A 20888-nucleotide genomic window follows, 5' to 3' on the forward strand; every position below is an offset into this window, starting at 1 on the left:
CAAAAACTTGCCTAAGATAGTAACCTTCGTATCACATTCAAAGAGTAAGCCGGAACTCTAATGTTACAGTTATTCAATATCGCCTTCAAAGTATTCGATGGCTCTTTTAGGAGTCATGTCCCGTCCTTTTGTCTTTTCGCCGATGCTCGATTTAATCCTTTCCTGGAATGCTTTTGCGGGATCGTACCCATAATGTTTCAATAAATAATTCATGGCAATTACCTCGGCAATCACCGTAATGTTTTTACCCGGGGTGATGGGGAGGTGGATAAGGGGAATTTCCAGTCCCAATACATTTACTGAGTCATGATTTAAACCGGTTCGTTCTACCTCGCGGGTTTCATCCCACAGGGTCAATTCTAAAACTACCTCTAATCGTTTTTGGTATCGGATAGCGCGAATCCCAAACATCGACATCACATCCACAATACCGAGCCCTCTGATCTCCATGAAATGCTTACTCATTTCTGTGGCTGATGACATCAGCACGTTGTTCTTTTTGGTGAGCATCACTACGTCATCGGCTACCAGGCGATGTCCGCGTTCAACCAGGTCGAGGGCAACCTCACTTTTACCAATTCCGGATTTTCCCGCTACCAAAATCCCGATTCCATATACATCCATCATGGAGCCGTGAACCATAGTTTGAATAGCGAACTGATCTTCCAGGAAATCCCGCAAAATGTACATAAACCGGGTGGTTTCAAGGGGGGTGGAGAAGATGGGAATGTTTGCTTCCTTTGCAATCTGGAATAAATTATCCGGCAGCTTATTGCTATCGGTGAGAAAGATTACCGGGATATCGAATTGAGTGATATTCCGGAACGACTCTTCCTGTTTGTCTTTACCCATGTGCTCCAGAAACTGGGTTTCTGTATTCCCGATAATCTGAATGCGTTGGTAGGTAAATAACTTTTTATACCCGGCAAGCGCCAATCCCGGTCGGTGTAAATCGGCTTCCACCACGTAATGGTCTTCAGCACAATTTTCAGAAACGCACGCTTCTAAATTGATATTAACGCGCTCGCGCAGCTTTTTAACAAGATAAGCCACGCTAATCTTATCCTTGCGCGGAATTGGGGCTTGGGGCGAAAATGGCATAGATTTTTAAATTATAAGTTTAGTTGACAGCGTGCATTTTTTCTTTGTACTTCTTGAGCTGTCGGCTCACGGTTTCTACCGCATTATGCACAGCCTGTTCGTAGGACCCGGCCGATTCTTTCGCCGTTAAAACTTTTCGGGGCACTTTTACAATAATTTCAGCCTGCTGCGGATTTTCATCGGAGGGAGTAGGTTGCAAAATAATATCGCACATTACAATCCGGTCATAAAACTGTTCCAGTTTCTCTACGCTGTCTCTGCAATATTGTTGAAGATCGGCGCTGGCTTCAAAATGGCGTGCTGTGAATGTAGTTTTCATACTTCTACTCCTAAGTTAATAGTTATGTAATTATTACGTTTTTGCTCTTGGGTGGGCTTGCTCATACACATTTTTAAGCCTTTCCATGCTTGTGTGGGTGTAAACCTGCGTTGCCGCTAAGTTGGCATGCCCTAAAAACTCTTTGATGATTCTTATATCCGCTCCGTTGTCTAACATATGGGTTGCAAAACTGTGCCTTAAAACGTGTGGACTTTTCTGGGTGACTTCACTGGTCTGTTTTAAATAATTTTCTACCATCGTTTGTACAGACCGATCATACATACGCTGACCGCTTGCAGCAATGAACAGTGCTTTTTTTGCATCGGTATCGGTACGTTCTCCATATAATTCCGGTCTTCTTTCAATGAATTTTTTTAAGATGGAAGCCACGGTATTACCCAATGGAATAATCCGTTGTTTATTGCCCTTACCCTGAACAGTAACTTGCCGTTGCTTTAAGTCGATGTCTGTAACATTCAGTCCGGTCAACTCACTTAGCCGCATTCCGGTTCCATAAAATAGCTCGAGGATCGCCCTGTCCTGAAGTCCGCTTGTGGTGTCGGTATCCACGCTATCCATCATGCGGGAGATGTCTTGCACGGTAGCTGTCTTGGGTAGAGTCTGTTCTTTCTTGGGAACAACCAGCAGATGGGCTGGGTTTTTGTCAATGTATCCCCGCTTAAAGCAGTATTTGAAAAAAGACCGGAGTGCGGCCACCTTACGTGCAATGGATGTTTTTGCCAATCCCTTTTCTGAAAGATCTCCCAGCCATAACCGGATGTTTAAACGGGTGATCGAAGAAATATCAACTTGGTCCTCCGTCTGTTCATTTACGCCAGCTGTGAATTCGAGAAAAGAGGTCAGGTCATTTTGATAAGAGGTAATAGTATGTTCCGAAGCATTTCGTTCTACACTCAGGTATTTCAGATATTTCTCGATCAATGCTTTCATACATCCTAAATATGTCTATGTATCTGCAAAAAAGAAAACACTTATTAGTGAAGAACAGATAAATTTTTAACCGACTTCGCGACCTTTCCAGCGGGCTCTTTTCCCGGTGAAGTAATCCCATAAGCACCGAATCCCAAGCACTTCATACCAAAGTATGGTTACAGGCTGCAAAAGGCTTATGAATGGATTCCACCCAAACCGGAAATCCAGTAGCCAGCGTTGAATCAGGAAAATAGCAATTAGTATACCGGCAAACGTCCGGGTGTCAGATTCCCCAAACAGCAATGCCAGGAATGGTACTACAAATACGATGAATTGCATGGTGGCCATAAAAAGGAAGAGGGAGACGTTTCTGCCAAAGCCCACAAAGAAATTCTTACGGAGCCCTTCAAATAATTCTTTATGAGAGCGATACATCCGGCAATTCACAGTCCCAACCCCATCAAACATTGTGATGGTAAGCCCGTACCGCTTTACGGTTTTTGCCAGCTCCACATCTTCCACAATTTCTTGTTTAACGGATGAATGTCCGCCAATCCTGGAATAGGCTTGTTTGTTGAAGGCAATAAATTGTCCACAGGCGGCTGCAAATTGAGGAGCCATTTTCTGCCGAAGATTCCGGGGAAGCCATTTGGGGTTTTGTTCTACATACTTTGCAGGTAACAGCGTATAAAGCCCGTAATATATCATAGGGATAATCAGCTTTTCCCAGAAGGTAACCACCTGCTGTTTCGGCCAGACGGTGATTACATCAGATGTTCGAAGCGCCTGAACAGCTTTTGAGATCGCGTCTTCTTCCAGCCACACATCAGCATCAATAAAGACGAGATAGGAACCCTTTGCGTGTTCGCTCAACTGATGACAAGCCCAGGGTTTGCCCAGCCAGTCATCCGGTTTTCGCGCCCCTTTGAGGTGGTGCAGGTTGTTTATGATTCCGCTTAGCTTATCCAGTATTGCCGTGGTTTGGTCGGTGGAGTTGTCGTCAAGCACGAGCACTTCAAAGTTCGGATAATCCTGTTTTAAGGCCGAAGTGACACAATGTTCGATAACCGCCTCCTCGTTGCGTGCGGGAATACAAATGCTTACTAACGGTGCTTCACTGACTTTAGATGTTAAGGAAGAATGTTTTGAGAGGGAGCGGAATTCAAACCAGTTTCGTACAAAAACAAAAACCGTAAAACCGATATAAGTAGCTGCGATGTAAAGAAGTATGTCCATTGAACGAAAGTTAGCAAACAGAGCGTTGCCGTTCACCAATACGATTATTTTATTTGACTATGAATATATCTACAAATGTCAGGCATATAACTCCGGATTTCAATAAGTCGTTCGGTGGATACGAATGGTGGTATTTCGATGGGCTCAGTGAAGATGGTCAACAGGGATTCGTTATCATTTTCTATCAAACAAACCCATTTTCAACCCAATACATACGAGATCTGGAAGGGGATAAGGTAAAGGAGGCTTCCTATCCGGCCATTAGTGTTTCACTGTATAAGGGTGGAAAGACGGTGTACTACAGCTTCCTTGAGTACGAAAAGGATGAGTTTAGCTGGGATGAAGACAAGAAAAAGCTTTCGGTTCAGAATGATTCTGTTAGCTACATCTTTGACGAAAAGGAAGCCGGATTTAAAATCACCTTAAATCAGCAGTTGCCATCGGGGCATAAGGTTGAAGGAACGGTTACCGGAAAAGCACAGCCAGTGAATAAGAGTCTGATACAATCATCAAGCGAAGACCGGCACAGTTGGAATTTGTTATACCCTCAGGTATCAGTTGTGACAAAGCTGAACATGATTGGCAGGAATGGGGAAGAGGAGTTGAACTTTTCGGGAGCAGGATATCATGATCATAATACAGGACAAGAACCGATGAAGGAGAGCTTCCGGGATTGGTATTGGGGGAGGTATCACTTCAAGGATTTCACCCTCATTTATTACCTGATGCAAAAGAGGAACACCGAGCAGTTTGAAGCCTGGCTAATCGACCGGGAAAATCAGCAGGTGTTAGAGAAATTTAGCGATGCAGAAATGAGCTATTTTACCCGAAATTGGTTTGGATTGAAATCAGCCCGAAAAATTGAGTTAAAAGCAGGCAAAACCATTGTAAATATTCAATGTAGAAATAAAATTGATGACGGCCCTTTCTATCAAAGATTTAGAGGTGAATCAATTGTAAACTATAAGGGGCAAGTTTATGCAGCACATGGCTTTTCAGAATACATACATCCATCTAACATCTACAATAGAGTCTTCTGGCCGTTGGTAAAAATGAGGCTGAATGATAATCAACAGAACCCACACTGGGTGCAAAAATCCCGTCTTATGTATCCATGGACGTGGTAACCTAAATTATTTAGGCTAAAATTGCGGTTTGAAGCCTTCATCTGAAAATCCGGCAACATGCCTGGTTTCCTCATTTAAACGCTGAATATCTGCTTCAAAAAGAGAAGTTAATTCATTTCTGCTCATATACTTATCATGATCAACTGATTCTCCTATTGATAAATATAGCTCCGGTTTGCTGCTTCGGAGAAAGTGAGCATGAATATGGATGGGAACGTAGTCAACATGCTCCGTTTTAGTATATAGCCAGGCCAGGCCATCTTTGAAATCAGGAGCTGAATCTGAAGCCGGAGTAATGGTTCCTTCCGGGTAAATAAACAGGCAGGAGTTTTCCCGTTCCAAAGACTTAACCGCATAACGCAGCGATTGAATGGAAGCCTTCGGGTTTTCCAGGTTAATCGAGAAAGCTCCGATCTTGCTGAAAAACGTGTACTGCTGCATCTGCTTGTCTTCCATCAGGGCCCGCGCTTTTTGATGAAAGATATTTTCGTTTAGATAAAGTGGGATTAGTCCATCCCACCAGAGATTATGATTTAAGAAATAAACGGTACGGGAATTGGGTTCAGGATGGTATTTCTGCTTAATCCAGAGTTGTTTGAACCTGCGTTTAAGAGACCAGCGGGTGTATTGGTCAAAAAACCAGATGAAAAAGCGGGATTCGTCTGCGGGGATGAAATTCAATGCGTTCTTTTTTTGGTGATAATAGGGGGTTGTGTCTTATCTTTCAATTATGAAGAAGTACAGAGGCACACCGATCGTTCAAATTACAGACACGAAGATAGAAGAATATGCCCGTGAGATGACCACACCGGAGTCAGAAGGCGTTAGAGCTCTGGTAGAGTCTTCTGATGTGGAGTTGGAATACATCGACATGCTGAGTGGAAATTTGGTGGGCCAGATGTTGCGGATGCTGATACAGGTAAGCGGAGCAAAGCGGATTCTGGAAATCGGAACCTTTACGGGTTATTCTGCTATCGTGATGGCAGAGGCTCTTCCGGATGATGGGGAAATCATTACTATAGAAATGAACCTTCGCTATCAGAAATTGGCTTCAAAACACTTCCGGCAGTTTGATCATCAGAACAAGATAAAGCTGCTGGAAGGTAATGCACGGGAATTGGTTGCGGAACTGAGTGGGGATTTTGATCTGATATTCATCGATGCGGATAAGTTGAGCTATGAAGAATACTTCAGTCAAACACTGCCGCTGTTAAAACAAGGCGGTCTGATGGTAGTGGATAATGTGCTTTGGGACGGAACAGTGTTAGATCCGGAAGATGAAAAAGCGCAAGCGTTGCATGAGTTTAACGAAATGGTCTCACAAGATAATCGGGTCGAGCAAGTACTGTTGCCTGTACGGGATGGGGTGACTATAATCAGGAAGAAATAGGGAATTATTAAGACATTCTTCAATAAGATGACATGGTAAATTCAAGAAACAGTTTTTACGGTTTACTTTTAGCAATGGTTTTTCTATCAGGGTGCATTGGGATGCTTGGTGATGAACCATTACCTGAATTAGAGATTGTAACTATTGAAAAAGCGTATAACGGCTACAATACAGATGCCCCCATTGAGATGGTGATTAAAAATCAGGGGGACTATGAAGAGATATGGGGTAGAATTTTTAAAAGTCGTCAACCATTTCCGCAACCGCCTCAAATTGACTTTGAAAGGCAGACTTTGATTATGATAATGCTTGATCTGAAATACAGCGGAGGGTACGAAATTACAGACCTGGAAGCGGTTAGAGGCAGTGATTATATTTCAATCAGATACAGGGAAGAACATCCCGGAAAATATTGTGGTGTTACGGAGGTACTTACAAAGCCATTTCACTTATTTACGATTTCAGAAAAGGGGTGGCCCGTGAGATTCAACAAGATGGAAACGGTTTATCGTGATTGTAAAAACTGATTTAATTAAAGCCGGTATTCGAGGTTACTGATAATAGTGCTCGAATACCGACTTATTAAATCATGAACCAACTACAGAGCCCTGTACCACTGTAGGAATGGGAGTGGGAATGATAATAACTCACCATCTGCTGCAACACCGGCAAAGCCAAGCTGAAATGCTTTCTTAGGGCCGGAATGTAGTCTGATAGCAGGAATAATTAATGCAGCAGCTTCACTATCTTCCATGACTACGAAAGAATCGAAAACTAAGCTTACCCGGTCACTAACTCGGTTCATTCCGGCTAAAGAAAAAAGAGCACCCCCTCCTGAACTCCCGGGTCCAAATACAGCACCATAACCAACAGAAAGAGATATATTTTTATCGATTTCTCCAATAGTAACTGAACCGAATGGTAGTGCGATTCCATAATCAGGTGATGCCCAGGAGCCGGTTCCTAAAAGAGTACCCAAAGCAACTCCGACATTATTCTTTTTCACAAGGCTGTATTTTGCAGAACCAACAATAGGTGAACCAAACCAGGTGGTTACCAGGCCAACTCCAAAGTCGTCACTGATTCCAAATTGCACATCCGGTCCGTACAGGTTCCAGATAATGTAATTTTCTCCTTTTGAAATGGGGTTTGCATTGGTGGAGATGTAATAACGGGTGGCAAAGGTATTTTCCCTTCTAAGACGGCCGTCATCGGTTATTTCCTCGCTGGACAACTCTCTCATTTCTTTTATTTCATGCTTGGGAATAGCTATTTCCCCGAGCTCTTTTGTTAACAGAATGACTTCCCGGGCATCCTGTGAAATAATTTGCCCGACATATCTTGACCCGTCATTTTTTATGATGAGGTACGTTTTTGTGCTCTCGGTCTCTGTTTGAGCATGGATTTGGGTTGCTAATCCTACAAACAGAAAAAGTGAAAGAAAAGCGACCCACAGTTTAGATGATTTCATAATGTATCCCTGATTATTTGTTTGAACCGCTTAAACTAAAACAGATAAGCTTGTACAGCTGATTGTATTTGCAGTACCTTAAACGGTGAATAAATGTCTTAAATTATACAGTGAATAAAATAGCCGGACAATAAATATTTTATGCAGCAGCCCCCTTTGAAGGTATTGATAATTGGTAAGGTATGGCCGGAACCGGATTCCTCAGCGGCCGGCTCCCGAATGATGGAATTGATTGACGCATTTCAGTCTCAGGAATGGGAGGTGGTTTTTGCCTCGGCTGCTTCAGATAGTGAATTTGCCTTTGATTTAAATGCCATCGGAGTTAATAAAACCTCTATAAAGATAAACAACTCTTCCTTTGATTATTTTGTTTCTGAATTAGATCCAAATGTGGTTGTATTTGACCGGTTTATGACCGAAGAGCAATTTGGCTGGCGAGTAGCTGAACAATGCCCGGATGCACTTCGAATCCTGGATAATGAAGACCTTCATTTTTTAAGGGAAGCCAGATATCAGGCATGGAGGGAGGGCAGGGAATTTGATAACCGGGATTTGTTTAATGACAAAGCAAAACGTGAGATCGCCAGCATCCTTAGGTGCGACCTTTCCCTGATTATTTCTGAGTATGAAATGGAGTTGCTTGAAAACACTTTTGGGGTGAATAATAGTCTTTTACACTACATTCCTTTCATGTTAGATCAAATTGAAGAGAAGGGAGTAAGTAATTGGAGAGCATATGATAAAAGAAATCACTTTATATCTATTGGAAACTTTCTGCATGAGCCGAACTGGAATGCGGTGTTGTATCTAAAAGAAGAAGTATGGCCATTAATAAGGGCAGAATTACCCGAAGCTGAACTTCATATCTATGGCGCTTATCCCTCCCAAAAAGTTGAGCAGTTACATAATCCTAAGGAAGGTTTTTTAGTGAAAGGAAGAGCTGAGAATGCTAAAGAAGTGGTGAGCAGTGCCCGTGTGTTACTTGCCCCCTTGCGTTTCGGGGCCGGATTAAAAGGAAAGCTTATTGAGGCCATGCAATGTGGCACACCAAGTGTAACAACGGGTATTGGAGCAGAGGCAATGCATGGTGATTTATCCTGGCCGGGGTTTGTATCAAATGATCCGAAGGAATTTGCAGATTATGCTATTGAGCTTTACACAAACGAAGATCTTTGGAAGAAAAAGCAGAATAATGGTAAGGATATTGTAAACCATAGGTTTGATAAAGAAGGGCATGTAGTGAAGCTGATAGAGAGAATAAAAGCTCTAATAGAAAATATGCAATCCCATAGGCAGCAGAATTTTATAGGATCTATCTTACAGCACCATACGGTAGCCAGTACCAAATTTATGGGGAAGTGGATAGAGGCGAAGAACAGGAACACAGATTGATGGATTGTTGGATTTCGCTGATTACCACCGATGCAGAAAATGTCCTTCAATCTTTGAATTCTTGAATAGATAGTTTAATCAACCTCAAATGGTTCAATCGTCCGCTTGGACCATTACTTGTATCTAAAGCAAAGTAATAACCCCAAAGAAAGAATTAATAGAGTTCATATTCCAGCAGCCGTGCATCGATGGTAGAGTTGTAGAATTCAATGCGCTGATTGGTTCTGAGTCCGATATGTTTGGCCAGATCAAAGTTTCCGGTAAAAACGTATCCCCACCAGCCGGTGGCTTCCTGCTTAAAGTAATCCCCGATCCCTTCGTACACCGGCTCCAGTTCTTTTTCATTTCCAATGCGATCACCGTACGGAGGGTTTAGCATGATAATTCCGGGGTCGCCGTCTGGTATTTCTGTTTCGCTGAAGTCACATTTTTTAACCTCAATTAAGTGATCCAAACCTGCCGTGCGGGCATTCTTACGGGTGGCATTTACCGCTCGTATATCGTGGTCGGTGGCAATAATACGGCCTTCAAAATCTTTGGAGGCTTTATTTTTTAAATCCGACCGTAAATCATTCCAGCGGTCTTCATCAAAACCAAGAATGTGTTTGATGCCGTAATTGGGTCTGAGGAGTCCTGGCGCTTTATTAAGGGCCTGCAGTGCAGCTTCAATGGCAATGGTTCCGCTTCCGCACATGGGATTTATAAAGTGATTGCCGGGTTTCCACTTGCTGGCCAGAATCAGTGATGCAGCCAGCGTTTCCTGCATGGGTGCAGTACTGGTTTCGGTACGATACCCACGCCGTGATACGGATTCCCCGGATGTATCCAAATAGATTTGTGCCCGGTCATTTTTCCAGAATACAAAAACAACGCTCTTGTTCAGGTTAGGTCCTGAGTCGGGTCGGGTGCCCGTTTTTTTCCGGATGCGATCCACGATGGCATCCTTCACCTTCATATTGGCAAACTGCGTGTTCGTCACCGTCTTGTTTTTGATAAAGGAGGTGACACTCACATAGCCGTGCTTATCGATATAATCTTCCCAGGGAATTTTTACCAGCTCCCGGTACAGTTGATCTGCATTCTGAGGACGGCAGTCTTTGAGCCGGTAGTGAACCCGATGTGCGGTTCTCAGTGAGAGGTTCAACATCATACAGTCGTTCAGAGAACCCTCTGTTTCGATGCCTGCATGCCGTACTTTATAAATGGGGAATCCCAGATCTTCCAGCTCTTTTTTCAGATAGGGAGTAATACGTTTAGGGCAGGTGATGGAGATGGTACTTTTTTGGGAAAAATCGGCCATAGCAATGTTTGGTGTTTGGAGCAGATATAAAAAATGGAGTCCTTCTCTCGAAGAACTCCATCAATTACGTTTCAAAGAAGCGAAATCAGTTTATGATTTCAACCAATTCGATATCAAAAGTCAGGTCTTTACCTGCAAGAGGGTGGTTTGCATCAATAATGATGTTTTCCTCTTCTACTTTGGTAATTTGTACAGGTACAGGCTGTCCGTTTGGTTGGTTCAGTTGAAGCTGCATTCCAACTTCAGGCTCAATATCTTCAGGAAGTTGTTCACGCTCAATAGTTACTTCCAGATCATCTCTGCGCTCTCCATATGCATCGGCAGATTCAATATTAGCGGTGGTCTTATCTCCAACTTCTAAACCAACAACAGCTTTCTCAAAACCTGGAATCAATTTTCCTTCACCCAACGTTACTTCTAATGGGTCTCTTGATACAGAAGAATCAAAAACAGATCCGTCTTCTAATTTTCCAGTGTAGTGGACTTTTACGGTGTCACCGTCTTTTACTTTAGACAAAATAAATCGTTTGTTTTAGTTCATAGTGATTAAGTGCCGTAAGGTAAGGATATTTATATACAATTGACGGCGATTAAGACAGGTTTTAATGATTGAAACAATTAGTAATATCAATGAGCTCCTTTCAGAGGCTGAAACTATAGCTATTATAGGCTGCTCAGAGAATGTGTATCGCACCAGCAACTACGCAGCTCGGTTTTTGCAGGAGAGAGGATATCGTGTGATACCGGTGAATCCGGGTCCTGAAGAAATCTACGGAGAGAAATGCTACGATTCCCTCACCGACATTCCGAAAGATATCCAAATTGATATCGTGAATGTATTTCGTAATTCAGAATATGCAGCTGATGCAAGTCGGGACATAGCCGAATGGAAAAAGAAAACCGGACAAAACCCCGTTATCTGGACTCAACTTGATGTTTCATCCCCTGAAGCCGAGGAAATTGCCGAGAAAAATAAACTACCTTACATCCGTAATAAATGCATCATGGTAGAATGGGACCGGTATTTTAAGTGATGGGTTGATATGGTGATTTAATAGAGGGTTCTGAGATTAGATATCATGCTTTGGAGTAATTTTGCTATTGAGGTAAGCATCTCAATTCGTGCTTGCGAAGCCTCATCACCAATTATATGTCTGGATTTAAAATACCAGTCTCTTGCTTCTCTGGTGGATCCGAGCGCGATTTCACAAAACCGTGCTTTCTCTTTATTGGACAGTCTTGAAAAGCCTTCGGTTATATTTGCACTAATCGATCCGACGGATCTGTATAATTGATCTGCTAGTGCAAAATGCTTATTAGAGATAATTTTACTAGAATCTACCCAGCTTAAGTCGGATAGATAGAGGCTCAATCGATAAGCTTCTATTTTCCAGATTACGTCATTCTTTATCTGCTTTGGTACTTTTTGCTCCCATTCTTTAAATCGCATCACGTCAAACTTATTTCATTTCAATAAGTAAGAGCGATCATAACCAAACTCCTTACAAATAAAAACTTCCAATCACCACATCACCACATCACCCTATCACCATTTCACTTCATATTCACAAACTGGAGGGGGACGCCGAAGTCTTTGGCTTTCAGGTTTTTGATTACCGACTGTAAGTCGTCGATTTTCTTGCCAACTACCCGAACCTGGTCTTCCTGAATCTGAGGCTGTACTTTCACACCCATTCCTTTGATCTCTTTGGTGATTTTCTTCGCCGTTTCACGGTCAATTCCTTCTTTGAGAATCACATCCATTTTCAGGTGTCCATGGGATGTTCCTTCCGGCTCTTTATAATCCAAAACCTTTGAGCTGATGCCCCGCTTAATGAAATTCTTCGCCAGCATATCTTTTACGGCTTCCAGTTTCATGCTTTCTGCAGCCACCAGGTGGATCCGATTTTCTTTGTTATGGAACTCCACTTCGGTGTGTAACCCCCGGAAATCGTAGCGACTGTTAATTTCTTTAAGGGTGTTGTTGATGGCATTATCAACTTCCTGTGCATTTACTTTATTAACAATATCAAAAGAGGCCATGGGTATTCAGTTTATTAATTTTAAATGGGGTGATTTGGTGATAGGGTGATAGGGTGAAATAAGTCAAATACTCATCACTCATCACTCATCACTCATCACTTCATCACTTTATCATTCCAACTCTTCATATTCGTCAAATTCGTCTTTCTCCAGCTTTTCGGCAATCCTTTCAGACAGAATTTTTTCAACAAAGAGATGATCTTCATTGGGAATCATGGTTTTAAAACTGCGGATTTTCTCATTCCTTTTATACTCTATTTCAATAACCCCTTCAGAATACCAGGAATAGGTGAAAAACTGCTCCCAACTGATTTTACGATCCAGCAGTATCAGCCCGTTCTTCCTCAACTCTGGAACCAAACGGATAGTGAAGCTGTACGCCCCGATGGCGATAATGGATAAACCGGAGGTAACCCGAATAGGAGTAAAAGGGAGGTCCGAAAACAAGGAAGTTCTTTGTATCCCAAAAAGGATAATACCGATGGTTACCAGGCTTGGGAAAATGTCTGTCCAAAAAGACCGGTTCACATATACAATTTCACCGCAGTTGGTTTTCTGCTGAAATTGCTGGATGGCAGCCCCCATAAAAAATCCAAATAGCGAAGAATACACATTGGCCATGACAGCTCCGGCAATAGCTTCCGGGAAATACCCGATTTGGTGCATCCATTGCAGTATTAGAAAAAGGGTGAGCACACCAATGAGGGTGTACGATATATTTCGTGCGGTAAGTTGATCGAGATATAACAGGCGTTTATAACCCAGCCAGGTACTGATGGCGGCTGTTGCAATTGCTGATACAATTATCCAGATCATTGGTTAATTTTGCTTAGATATTTAACAGTAAAATACATATTTGATGGACGCATCCACAACGCCAACGGGCATTGAAGTTAGTAATAAAGATCAGGTTCTGGAAATATCCTGGGAAGATGGGCATACCACTGTTTTTCCACTATATGGACTGCGAAAAAATTGCCCTTGTGTAATGTGCCGGGGTGGACACGGCAGCATGGGAGACTTTGAGCCTGAAGCTTTTTTTGAAGAAAACCCATCTCGTATTGAAATCCGGAACATAGAACAAGTTGGAAATCATGCTATACAGATTACCTGGGGAGATGGTCATAATTCCGGAATGTACCAATGGAAAACTTTACGATGGCTGGATCCTGAAAATCACCAGCCGGATTCGAATAAAAAATAGAAAAGACTACGATTTTTGAATCGCTTTCCTGAACTCATTCTTGAGCAGACTTTGGAAGTGATAAACGCCCTGTTCCCGTTTTACCGAAAACCGACCCTGATCATATGCACGGGATTGAAGTCCGCACTGTACGGCTTCACAAATCTCAACATCCTCAAGCTGAATATCGTGGCTGTACGCGATGTCGTCGTCGATGAGCCCTGATTTCTGCTTTGCTTCTACATCATCATAAAAATAACTGAAGATGACTTTACATTTTGTAGGTGAAACGGGCACTACGGTGTTTACCTGTAGTCTTCCGGGCAAAATGTTGAGCATCATATTTGGAAAAATGAAATAGTAGTAGGCTTCACCGCCATTCTGAGAGTACATACTCTCTTGTGCTTTAAATGGACTATGTTGCAGAGAATGCCAGGTTTGGGTTTCAGTAACATACTCACGGTAGTCGAGTAAATTTGCAAGTTCAGGGTGCACAATCGGGATATGATAACCTTCCAGAAAATTATCTACATACACTTTCCAGTTACATTCTACATCGTAAACATGCTCCGAGTGAAATTGTAAGTCACCAAGGTTGATGGGGGATATCCGTTTCTCAATTCCGGATAACAGTGAGGATAATTCGGGGGTGGTTTTGCTTATTCTTGCAAATATGAGTCCCTGCCAAACTTTGATTTCTACCGGTTCCAATCCGAAATCTTTCTTGTCGAACAACTCAACAAGGTTCCAGTCAGGTATTCCGCGGAGTGAACCGTCATCGAGGTAGGTCCATCCATGATACTGACACTGCAAAACCGTTTTGGTTCCTTTCTTTACGGCCAGCGGTCCGCCCCGGTGCTTGCATACGTTGAAAAAAGCTTTGACTTCATGGTCTGCCGTTCTCAGAATGATTACAGGATTCCGGGCAATGTTGGTAGTATAACTATCGCCGACTTCACTGATTTGATTTTCATGACACACATACTGCCAGTGATTCTGGAATAAATAATGTTGCTCAAATTCGAATAAATCTGGCTCGAAATACCAGCGAGAGGGAATGGTTTTCGCTCTTTGTATGGGTTCAACGTTCAGATTTTCTTCGCTGAAAAGATTTTTACTGTTTTTTGCCATCATTTGTTTAGAATAAATCTAAATAAAGGTTAGTTTAGGGGCTCATCAAACATCTAACTACAATAATAAAATCAATCTTATGAAATCCACCCTATTTTCTCTCATTGCACTGGCAATGATTTTTGCTTCCTGTTCGGGACAGGAAGAAGTAAATGTGTATTCAGCACGTCACTATGATACTGATCAGGCGTTGTATGAAAAATTTACTGAGCAAACCGGAATCGAAGTAAACCTTATTGAAGGGGGTTCTGATGAACTTATCGAGCGTGTTAAAAGTGAAGGAATAAATTCACCGGCTGATATCCTCATCACTGTTGATGCCGGCCGGCTTTGGAGAGCTGAAGAAGCAGATATCCTGCAGCCGTTAGAATCTGAAACATTGGAAGAGCGCATTCCATCTTCTTTCCGTCATCCTGATGGACTTTGGGCAGGCCTTTCCAAGCGCGTGCGTGGGCTCGTGGTTAATCCTGATGCAGTGGAGAATTTTGAAGAACTGACCTATGAAGATTTAGCGGCCCCACGATTTGAAGGTCGTGTATGTATTCGATCTTCCAATAACATCTACAATCAGTCGCTGGTTGCTTCCATGATTGAAACCATTGGCGCTGAGGCTACCGAAGAATGGGCCGAAGGACTTGTGTCTAATTTTGCACGTGATCCCCAGGGAGGAGACAGAGATCAAATCAGAGGTGTTGCTGCTGGTGTGTGTGATGTAGCCGTAGCAAATCACTATTACCTTGCTGTAATGCTTACTGGTGATGATGAAGCAGACCTTGAAGCCGCTTCCAAGGTTGCATTCGTATTTCCTAACCAGGGGGAAGATGAGCGCGGTGCCCACGTTAATATCAGCGGTGCCGGTATTCTGAAAAATGCACCCAACAAAGATAATGCGATTGCATTTCTGGAATACCTGACTACAACGGAAGCTCAGAAATATTACATCGGAGGAAACAACGAATATCCTATCAATGACGAAGCTGAGAAGGCAGATGTGCTGGAAGAGTTTGGGGAATTCAAAAGTGATGCGGTAAACGTATCAGCACTTGGAAGAAATAATCCGGAAGCCATTCAAATCATGGACCGGGCCGGCTGGAAATAAGCCGCCTTCGGAATAACGAATATTGAACAAGGAACATTGAACTCTGAAGTAACCGCTTCGAAGTTTGGTGTTCCTTTTTTTTGTTTGGAGAAAACCCGTAAACGATGCTTACCTGATTGCATAGGAATATCCACCGTTCAGTGATCGATATCCTGCTGAGCGATCCCTAATGGTCTCAGCCGTGAACGGCATGCTTGCGTACTTGAATGCATGGTAATCACTACCAATGGGTGCCTCAATTCATGATCTATTCCGGTACACAAGCAGGGGGTTCAGCCCAGCGTGCGTCATCATGGGGTGAAACTACTGCGTTTCCGATTTCCTAGATTTGGCAATCGTCCGGCTGATAATGATAACCGGAATAATACCTACCAACACAATCATTAAAGCGGCTCCGGCTGATTCTGCCAATCGCTCATCCGAAGCATATCTGTACACCTGAACGGCAAGGGTGTCAAAGTTAAAAGGGCGGACGATCAGGGTAGCCGGCAGTTCTTTCATCACATCTACAAAAACAAGCAACCCGGCGGTGAGTAGTCCTCCAGACATCATGGGGATGTGAATCTTACGCAACACTTTGCTAAATGTATAACCCATTCCACGGGCGGCTTCATCCATGTTTGGGGTGATTTTCTCCATGCTTGCTTCAACCCCTCCAAACGAAACGGACAGAAACCGAACGAGATAGGCAAACACCATCGCAAAGATCGTCCCACTAAGTAGCAGGCCGGTTGAAAATCCAAGGTTTTCTCTGAAGAACGCATCCACGGAATTATCAAAAAGCCCGAAGGGGATGAGTACACCAACGGCGATTACCGAACCCGGAATAGCATAACCCAACGAACTGATTCTGTTGAACAACTTGACGGATTTAGTCGGGTTGAGTCGTGCTGAATAAGCCATAATTAGGGCAATGCCTACCGCGAGAAATCCTGTTATCGCTGAAACTGTGAAGGAATTAAAAGCCAGTTCAATAAACTCAAAATCAAGATGGCTCAGGTTTGAAAAGAACATCTCCAGTAGCAGTATGACCGGGAGAATAAATCCGGCTAAGACGGGCAGGAAGCACACTGTGAATGCTGACCATGATTTGAATCCCTTCAGCTTAAAGCGGTTTAGTCGTTTGAAGCGACTGGAGTTAGCTTTTTCATTACTTATTTTATTTCGTGACCATCGCTCCAGAATTAACAGCACTACTATAAAGCCCATCAAAAATGCTGCGAGCTGAGCAGCAGCTGGTCGTTCGCCCAATCCAAACCACGTGCGGTATATCCCGGTGGTAAAGGTTTGAACACCAAAATACTGTACGGTCCCAAAGTCATTCAGGGTTTCCATCAGGGCGAGGGCAAGTCCTGCGGCTATGCCGGGTCTGGCTACCGGCAGTGCCACCTTGAAGAAGCTTTGCCAGGTCGAATATCCCATGATGCGGCTGGCTTCCAGAAGGGAGGTAGATTGTTCCAGAAATGAAGAACGCGCCAGCATATACACGTAGGGGTAGAACGCCAGCGACATAATCAAAATAGCACCTTCAATCGATCTGATATTGGGAAACCAGTAGGCATCGATCCCCAAACCAAATAGGTTACGAATAGTGGTTTGCAATGGTCCGGCAATGTCCAGAAAATCGGTATAAATATAGGCCATCAGGTAAGCGGGAATGGCAAAAGGAAGGATGGAAGCCCACTCAAAGATTTTACGTCCAGGAAATTCACACATGGTAATCAACCAAGCAGCTGATACCCCAATCACAATCACCCCAAAGGAAACACCAAAAATTAATAGCAGAGAGTTTTGGATATAGTCTCCCAAAACGGTTTCGGCTAGGTGGCTCCAGATTTCACCGGATGGTGTGAAAATGGAGAATACAACTGTGAGTATAGGAACAGAAATCAACAGTGCGATCACCATGCTGAATATGGTCCACTTGGGTGATTTCTGCCTGATTTTGGAGGAATCGGGCCGCAAATTTTGAATAGTCGTATGTAGCGCTTTAAGCATGCCTTAAGATACGCTTATCTTAGCTTTTATCAGATCAGATTCCGAATTCATTTTTGAGAACAGATTGCGCTGCATTATATCCACACATACCGTGAACACCACCACCGGGCGGGGTTGAGGAGGAACAAATATACATTCCCTCAGCCGGCATTTTATAAGGATCCCATTTCAAAACAGGGCGCCCAAAAAGTTGTTTAAAGACCTGCGCACCACCATTGATATCGCCACCCACATAATTGGGGTTGTACTGTTCAAATCTCTGGGCTGTCATTGTTTGTTTGCTGATGATCGTATCCTTAAAGCCGGGAGCAAATCGCTCGATCTGGTTTTCAATTTCTTTGGTCATATTTCTGGTGGAACCGTTAGGAACATGGCAATATCCCCAGAGTGTATGTTTGCCCTCAGGAGCTCTTGTATCATCAAATAAACTTGGCTGTGATAGTAACACATAAGGTTTGTCGTGATGCTTGCCTTCCCAGATAACTTTTTCACTTTCAGCTATTTCATCAAAAGTACCACCAAGATGGAGTGTCCCGGCCTTTCTGCATTCCTCATTAAGCCAGGGAACCGGTTCTGATAACGCCCAATCGATTTTGAAAGCTCCTGGTCCATACTCATATCTTCTGAGTTGGTCCCGGCACTTTTTGGGAAGGTGATTAAAGGCAATATCAACAACCTGATGTGGTGTTAAATCAAACAGAACGGACTGTGAAGAGGGGATATCCGACATAGATGTTACTTCTGACTGTGTCTGTATTTCTCCGCCTTGTTTTTTGAATAGTTCAGCCAGGGCATTAGTAACCGATGCTGATCCGCCTTTGGCTATCGGCCAGCCAACCGAGTGGGCTGAACTTCCGAGGACCAATCCGAATGAAGCGCTAAAAGCTTTTTCAAGTGGAATAATGCTGTGAGCGGCACAACCTGCGAACAAGGCTTTGGCTCTGGCAGACTTGAACAGGGAGTCAGTGAGGTGTTTTGCTGAAAATTGCCCGTACCAACCAAATCTTGCCATTAAAAGCGGATGTTTGGGCATTCTCAGTGTTCCGAATATATCTTCAGAGAGATAATCCCAGTGATTAACAAACTCGCTGAACAGTTTTGAATAATTTTTTTGGTCAACGCCTAAAGACTCTGCTGTTTTTTCTAACGATCGATAACAAACGGCAGAATCTCCTTCAGGCAAAGGATGCGCATAGGGAATTTCGGGATGAATAAATTCGAGTCCGTATTCCTTAAGGTTTAACGTGTTCAGAAAGGGGGAGCCGGCCGTTGTTGGTAAAACGGCCGCACAAATATCATGTAAAAAGCCCGGCTCGGTGATTTCCTGCGTTCGGGTTCCGCCACCGATGGTCGGTTTGGCTTCTAAAACCAATACCTTCAATCCTTCCTGCGAAAGCCGAACGGCGGCGCTTAGTCCATTAGGACCTGAACCGACAACGACGGCATCGTATTCTGGATTGGGAGTAGGCAATGTTTATGGGTTTACTTTTTCCTCGGCCATTTTTAATGCATCATAGGCATTGATAATTCCACCGGTTGCTGACAGTTCAGAGAAGTGAATGGGTTCATCGGTTCCGGGCTTGTAAACCACCTGATCTACTTTGGTGACGGTTTTTAGCATAATCTCTTTGACTTCAGTAGCCGTTAATTCCGGATAATACGACATGATTAATGCTGCAACACCAGCCACAACCGGAGAAGCCATGCTGGTGCCACTTTCCATTTTATAATCATCATCCGGATAGGTGGAATAGACATCAACGCCGGGAGCAAAAAGATCAACGGTTTCCTTTCCATAGTTGCTGAAGCTTGCTACCAGCGTTGAATCAGATTCCCATGAGGTAGCTCCCACACTCAGGTAGTTTTTGGCAAAACCGCCGTTCTCGTAAAATCGGGTAGGGTAGGAGTCGGTGCTGTCCACATTGTCACTGCCATTACCGGAGCCTGAAATCATCAGGACTCCTACACTGTCGGCAAATTGCATAGCATCATCTACGTAAAATTTTTGAGGAGAATACCCTTTTCCGAAGCTCATGTTGATAACATCTGCTCCGTTTTCTGCAGCATACCGTATGGCGTTGGCCACATCTTTGTCGCGCTCGTCACCGTCCGGAACAGTTCGTAAAATCATCAATTCGATATCCGCAATTCCCATTGCACCCAGGTTGTTATCCCGGATAGCACCTACAATTCCAGCCACATGAGTACCGTGCTCGCTGCTCGGGCCGGTCACATCATTGTTTCCGTAAAATCGGTTGCTGAGATCATCATAATCATCCCCAACAATATCCCGGGGATTGAAATCAGGATTCAAGCCATAATTTGCTAATCCCTGCACATGCTCGTAATAATCTTCCAGATCCTGTATATCAGATTCGGTAGCCCCATTGCTTTTCAGGTAGTTCATGATTTGCTTGGCTTGCTGAACCTGCTGGGTATCGCTTGATTTGATTTTCAGGTCTTCTGCACTTAACGAATCGATGTTGGACACCCCGAGTGCCTGCTTGGCAAACATGATAGCCTGTCTTGACTGACCAACCTGTGTAAGTTCACGGTCATTCTGTTCTTTACGTCGTTCAAAAGCCGCTTTTATTTCCCGGTAATAGTCAAATTCATCCTGATTTTCTGTAGCTACAGAGTCTTTACTCATTCCCGCATACTCTTCACTAAGCTTGGCATAAAGCCGGGTAACTTCGTAGGTATCTTTATCAATATGAGTACTGTCGGGCCCACCGATGAAATTCCAGCCGTAAATATCGTCCACGTATCCATTTCCGTCATCATCAGTATTATTACCCGGAATTTCATCTACGTTCACCCAAATATTATCATTCAGGTCTTCATGGTCGATGTCGGTACCCGAGTCAATAATGGCAACAACTACCTTTTGCTTGGGAGATTTGCCAGCCAGGACATCAACATAGGCACGTTCAACTCCGGTTCCATAGTATGGAGTCGCATCGGAGGGGGTTAGATGCCATGTTTCCGTAGCTTTGATTTCCTCTGCTTCTGCTTCGGAAGCCATCTCGGTTTCTGTTTCTTTTTCAGATGAAGAAGTAGGTTCAGAGGTTGATTTGGTTCCGGCACAGCTCACTGTAAAGAGAGTGGCGAATAGAAGGGTGAAGAGCTTGGATGTGGGGTTCATAAAAATTTGCTGTAGATAAT

22 protein-coding genes are annotated in these 20888 nt (G+C 43.5%); 7 read left to right on the forward strand and 15 right to left on the reverse strand.

All coding sequences use genetic code 11. From position 1 onward, the window contains the following. Positions 1 to 69: 69 nt before the first annotated feature. From hprK to ABFW99_RS13425, 4 genes are all read right to left on the reverse strand, one after another. Positions 70 to 1101 carry an HPr(Ser) kinase/phosphatase gene (gene hprK, locus ABFW99_RS13410; RefSeq protein ID WP_349354450.1) on the reverse strand — a complete coding sequence of 344 codons (1032 nt, stop codon included), beginning with the start codon at positions 1099 to 1101 and terminating at the stop codon, positions 70 to 72. Positions 1102 to 1120: 19 nt separating this feature from the next. Continuing rightward, positions 1121 to 1420, reverse strand: a complete 300-nt coding sequence (hpf, locus tag ABFW99_RS13415; protein ID WP_255135417.1) for a ribosome hibernation-promoting factor, HPF/YfiA family — start codon at positions 1418 to 1420, stop codon at positions 1121 to 1123. A 33-nt stretch (positions 1421 to 1453) separates the two neighbouring features. After that, a complete protein-coding gene (xerC, locus tag ABFW99_RS13420; RefSeq protein ID WP_349354449.1) occupies positions 1454 to 2371 on the reverse strand; it encodes a tyrosine recombinase XerC in 918 nt (305 codons plus the stop codon). Positions 2372 to 2437: 66 nt separating this feature from the next. Next, the gene (locus ABFW99_RS13425; protein ID WP_349354448.1) at positions 2438 to 3589 is read right to left on the reverse strand and encodes a glycosyltransferase; all 1152 of its coding nucleotides are present in this window, start codon (positions 3587 to 3589) and stop codon (positions 2438 to 2440) included. Between the two features lie 59 nt (positions 3590 to 3648). Between ABFW99_RS13425 and ABFW99_RS13430 the strand changes: the two genes are divergently transcribed. Further along, entirely contained in the window at positions 3649 to 4716 is a 1068-nt protein-coding gene (locus ABFW99_RS13430) for a hypothetical protein (protein WP_349354447.1), read from the forward strand. A gap of 15 nt (positions 4717 to 4731) precedes the next feature. On the opposite strand, the gene ABFW99_RS13435 is transcribed toward ABFW99_RS13430, so the two are convergent. Further along, on the reverse strand, positions 4732 to 5397 hold the full coding sequence (locus ABFW99_RS13435; RefSeq protein ID WP_349354446.1) for a lysophospholipid acyltransferase family protein: 666 nt from the start codon (positions 5395 to 5397) through the stop codon (positions 4732 to 4734). 49 nt (positions 5398 to 5446) lie between these two features. Here ABFW99_RS13435 and ABFW99_RS13440 point away from each other — a divergent pair, with 49 nt between their 5' ends. After that, complete coding sequence (locus tag ABFW99_RS13440) at positions 5447 to 6106, forward strand: O-methyltransferase (RefSeq protein ID WP_349354445.1); 660 nt, start codon at positions 5447 to 5449, stop codon at positions 6104 to 6106. Positions 6107 to 6138: 32 nt separating this feature from the next. Beyond that, a complete protein-coding gene (locus ABFW99_RS13445; RefSeq protein WP_349354444.1) occupies positions 6139 to 6633 on the forward strand; it encodes a hypothetical protein in 495 nt (164 codons plus the stop codon). Positions 6634 to 6704: 71 nt separating this feature from the next. Here the strand turns inward: ABFW99_RS13445 and ABFW99_RS13450 are convergent, their stop codons facing one another. Then, positions 6705 to 7577, reverse strand: coding sequence for a hypothetical protein (locus ABFW99_RS13450; RefSeq protein WP_349354443.1), 873 nt, complete (start codon positions 7575 to 7577; stop codon positions 6705 to 6707). Positions 7578 to 7733: 156 nt separating this feature from the next. On the opposite strand from ABFW99_RS13450, the gene ABFW99_RS13455 reads away from it, so the two are divergent. After that, a complete protein-coding gene (locus ABFW99_RS13455) occupies positions 7734 to 8969 on the forward strand; it encodes a glycosyltransferase family 4 protein (protein WP_349354442.1) in 1236 nt (411 codons plus the stop codon). 154 nt (positions 8970 to 9123) lie between these two features. Here ABFW99_RS13455 and ABFW99_RS13460 read toward each other — a convergent pair whose 3' ends face one another. Continuing rightward, on the reverse strand, positions 9124 to 10269 hold the full coding sequence (locus ABFW99_RS13460) for a THUMP domain-containing class I SAM-dependent RNA methyltransferase (RefSeq protein ID WP_349354441.1): 1146 nt from the start codon (positions 10267 to 10269) through the stop codon (positions 9124 to 9126). A gap of 85 nt (positions 10270 to 10354) precedes the next feature. Further along, complete coding sequence (locus ABFW99_RS13465; protein WP_349354440.1) at positions 10355 to 10786, reverse strand: FKBP-type peptidyl-prolyl cis-trans isomerase; 432 nt, start codon at positions 10784 to 10786, stop codon at positions 10355 to 10357. 88 nt (positions 10787 to 10874) lie between these two features. Between ABFW99_RS13465 and ABFW99_RS13470 the strand changes: the two genes are divergently transcribed. Then, complete coding sequence (locus tag ABFW99_RS13470; RefSeq protein WP_349354439.1) at positions 10875 to 11303, forward strand: CoA-binding protein; 429 nt, start codon at positions 10875 to 10877, stop codon at positions 11301 to 11303. A gap of 17 nt (positions 11304 to 11320) precedes the next feature. Here the strand turns inward: ABFW99_RS13470 and ABFW99_RS13475 are convergent, their stop codons facing one another. The 3 genes from ABFW99_RS13475 to ABFW99_RS13485 all read right to left on the reverse strand — a co-directional run bounded on the left by ABFW99_RS13475 (position 11321) and on the right by ABFW99_RS13485 (position 13128). Further along, a complete protein-coding gene (locus tag ABFW99_RS13475) occupies positions 11321 to 11719 on the reverse strand; it encodes a four helix bundle protein (RefSeq protein ID WP_349354438.1) in 399 nt (132 codons plus the stop codon). Positions 11720 to 11823: 104 nt separating this feature from the next. Further along, complete coding sequence (locus ABFW99_RS13480; protein ID WP_349354437.1) at positions 11824 to 12312, reverse strand: YajQ family cyclic di-GMP-binding protein; 489 nt, start codon at positions 12310 to 12312, stop codon at positions 11824 to 11826. Positions 12313 to 12423: 111 nt separating this feature from the next. Next, positions 12424 to 13128, reverse strand: a complete 705-nt coding sequence (locus tag ABFW99_RS13485; protein WP_349354436.1) for a hypothetical protein — start codon at positions 13126 to 13128, stop codon at positions 12424 to 12426. A 43-nt stretch (positions 13129 to 13171) separates the two neighbouring features. Between ABFW99_RS13485 and ABFW99_RS13490 the strand changes: the two genes are divergently transcribed. Further along, positions 13172 to 13516 carry a DUF971 domain-containing protein gene (locus ABFW99_RS13490; RefSeq protein WP_349354435.1) on the forward strand — a complete coding sequence of 115 codons (345 nt, stop codon included), beginning with the start codon at positions 13172 to 13174 and terminating at the stop codon, positions 13514 to 13516. 6 nt (positions 13517 to 13522) lie between these two features. Here ABFW99_RS13490 and ABFW99_RS13495 read toward each other — a convergent pair whose 3' ends face one another. Further along, positions 13523 to 14629 (reverse strand): aromatic ring-hydroxylating oxygenase subunit alpha, encoded by a 1107-nt coding sequence (locus tag ABFW99_RS13495; RefSeq protein ID WP_349354434.1) that lies wholly within the window; start codon positions 14627 to 14629, stop codon positions 13523 to 13525. A 76-nt stretch (positions 14630 to 14705) separates the two neighbouring features. Between ABFW99_RS13495 and ABFW99_RS13500 the strand changes: the two genes are divergently transcribed. Further along, positions 14706 to 15725: a Fe(3+) ABC transporter substrate-binding protein gene (locus ABFW99_RS13500; protein WP_349354433.1), complete on the forward strand. Its 1020-nt coding sequence runs from the start codon at positions 14706 to 14708 to the stop codon at positions 15723 to 15725. 303 nt (positions 15726 to 16028) lie between these two features. Here ABFW99_RS13500 and ABFW99_RS13505 read toward each other — a convergent pair whose 3' ends face one another. From ABFW99_RS13505 to ABFW99_RS13515, 3 genes are read right to left on the reverse strand one after another with little or no spacing between them, the layout of a single operon-like run. Continuing rightward, a complete protein-coding gene (locus ABFW99_RS13505; protein ID WP_349354432.1) occupies positions 16029 to 17723 on the reverse strand; it encodes an ABC transporter permease in 1695 nt (564 codons plus the stop codon). Between the two features lie 34 nt (positions 17724 to 17757). Then, positions 17758 to 19194: a phytoene desaturase family protein gene (locus tag ABFW99_RS13510; RefSeq protein WP_349354431.1), complete on the reverse strand. Its 1437-nt coding sequence runs from the start codon at positions 19192 to 19194 to the stop codon at positions 17758 to 17760. A gap of 3 nt (positions 19195 to 19197) precedes the next feature. Continuing rightward, positions 19198 to 20868 carry a S8 family peptidase gene (locus tag ABFW99_RS13515; RefSeq protein ID WP_349354430.1) on the reverse strand — a complete coding sequence of 557 codons (1671 nt, stop codon included), beginning with the start codon at positions 20866 to 20868 and terminating at the stop codon, positions 19198 to 19200. Positions 20869 to 20888 lie beyond the last annotated feature (20 nt).

Source organism: Gracilimonas sp. BCB1 (assembly GCF_040117685.2).
Classification (GTDB): domain Bacteria; phylum Bacteroidota; class Rhodothermia; order Balneolales; family Balneolaceae; genus Gracilimonas.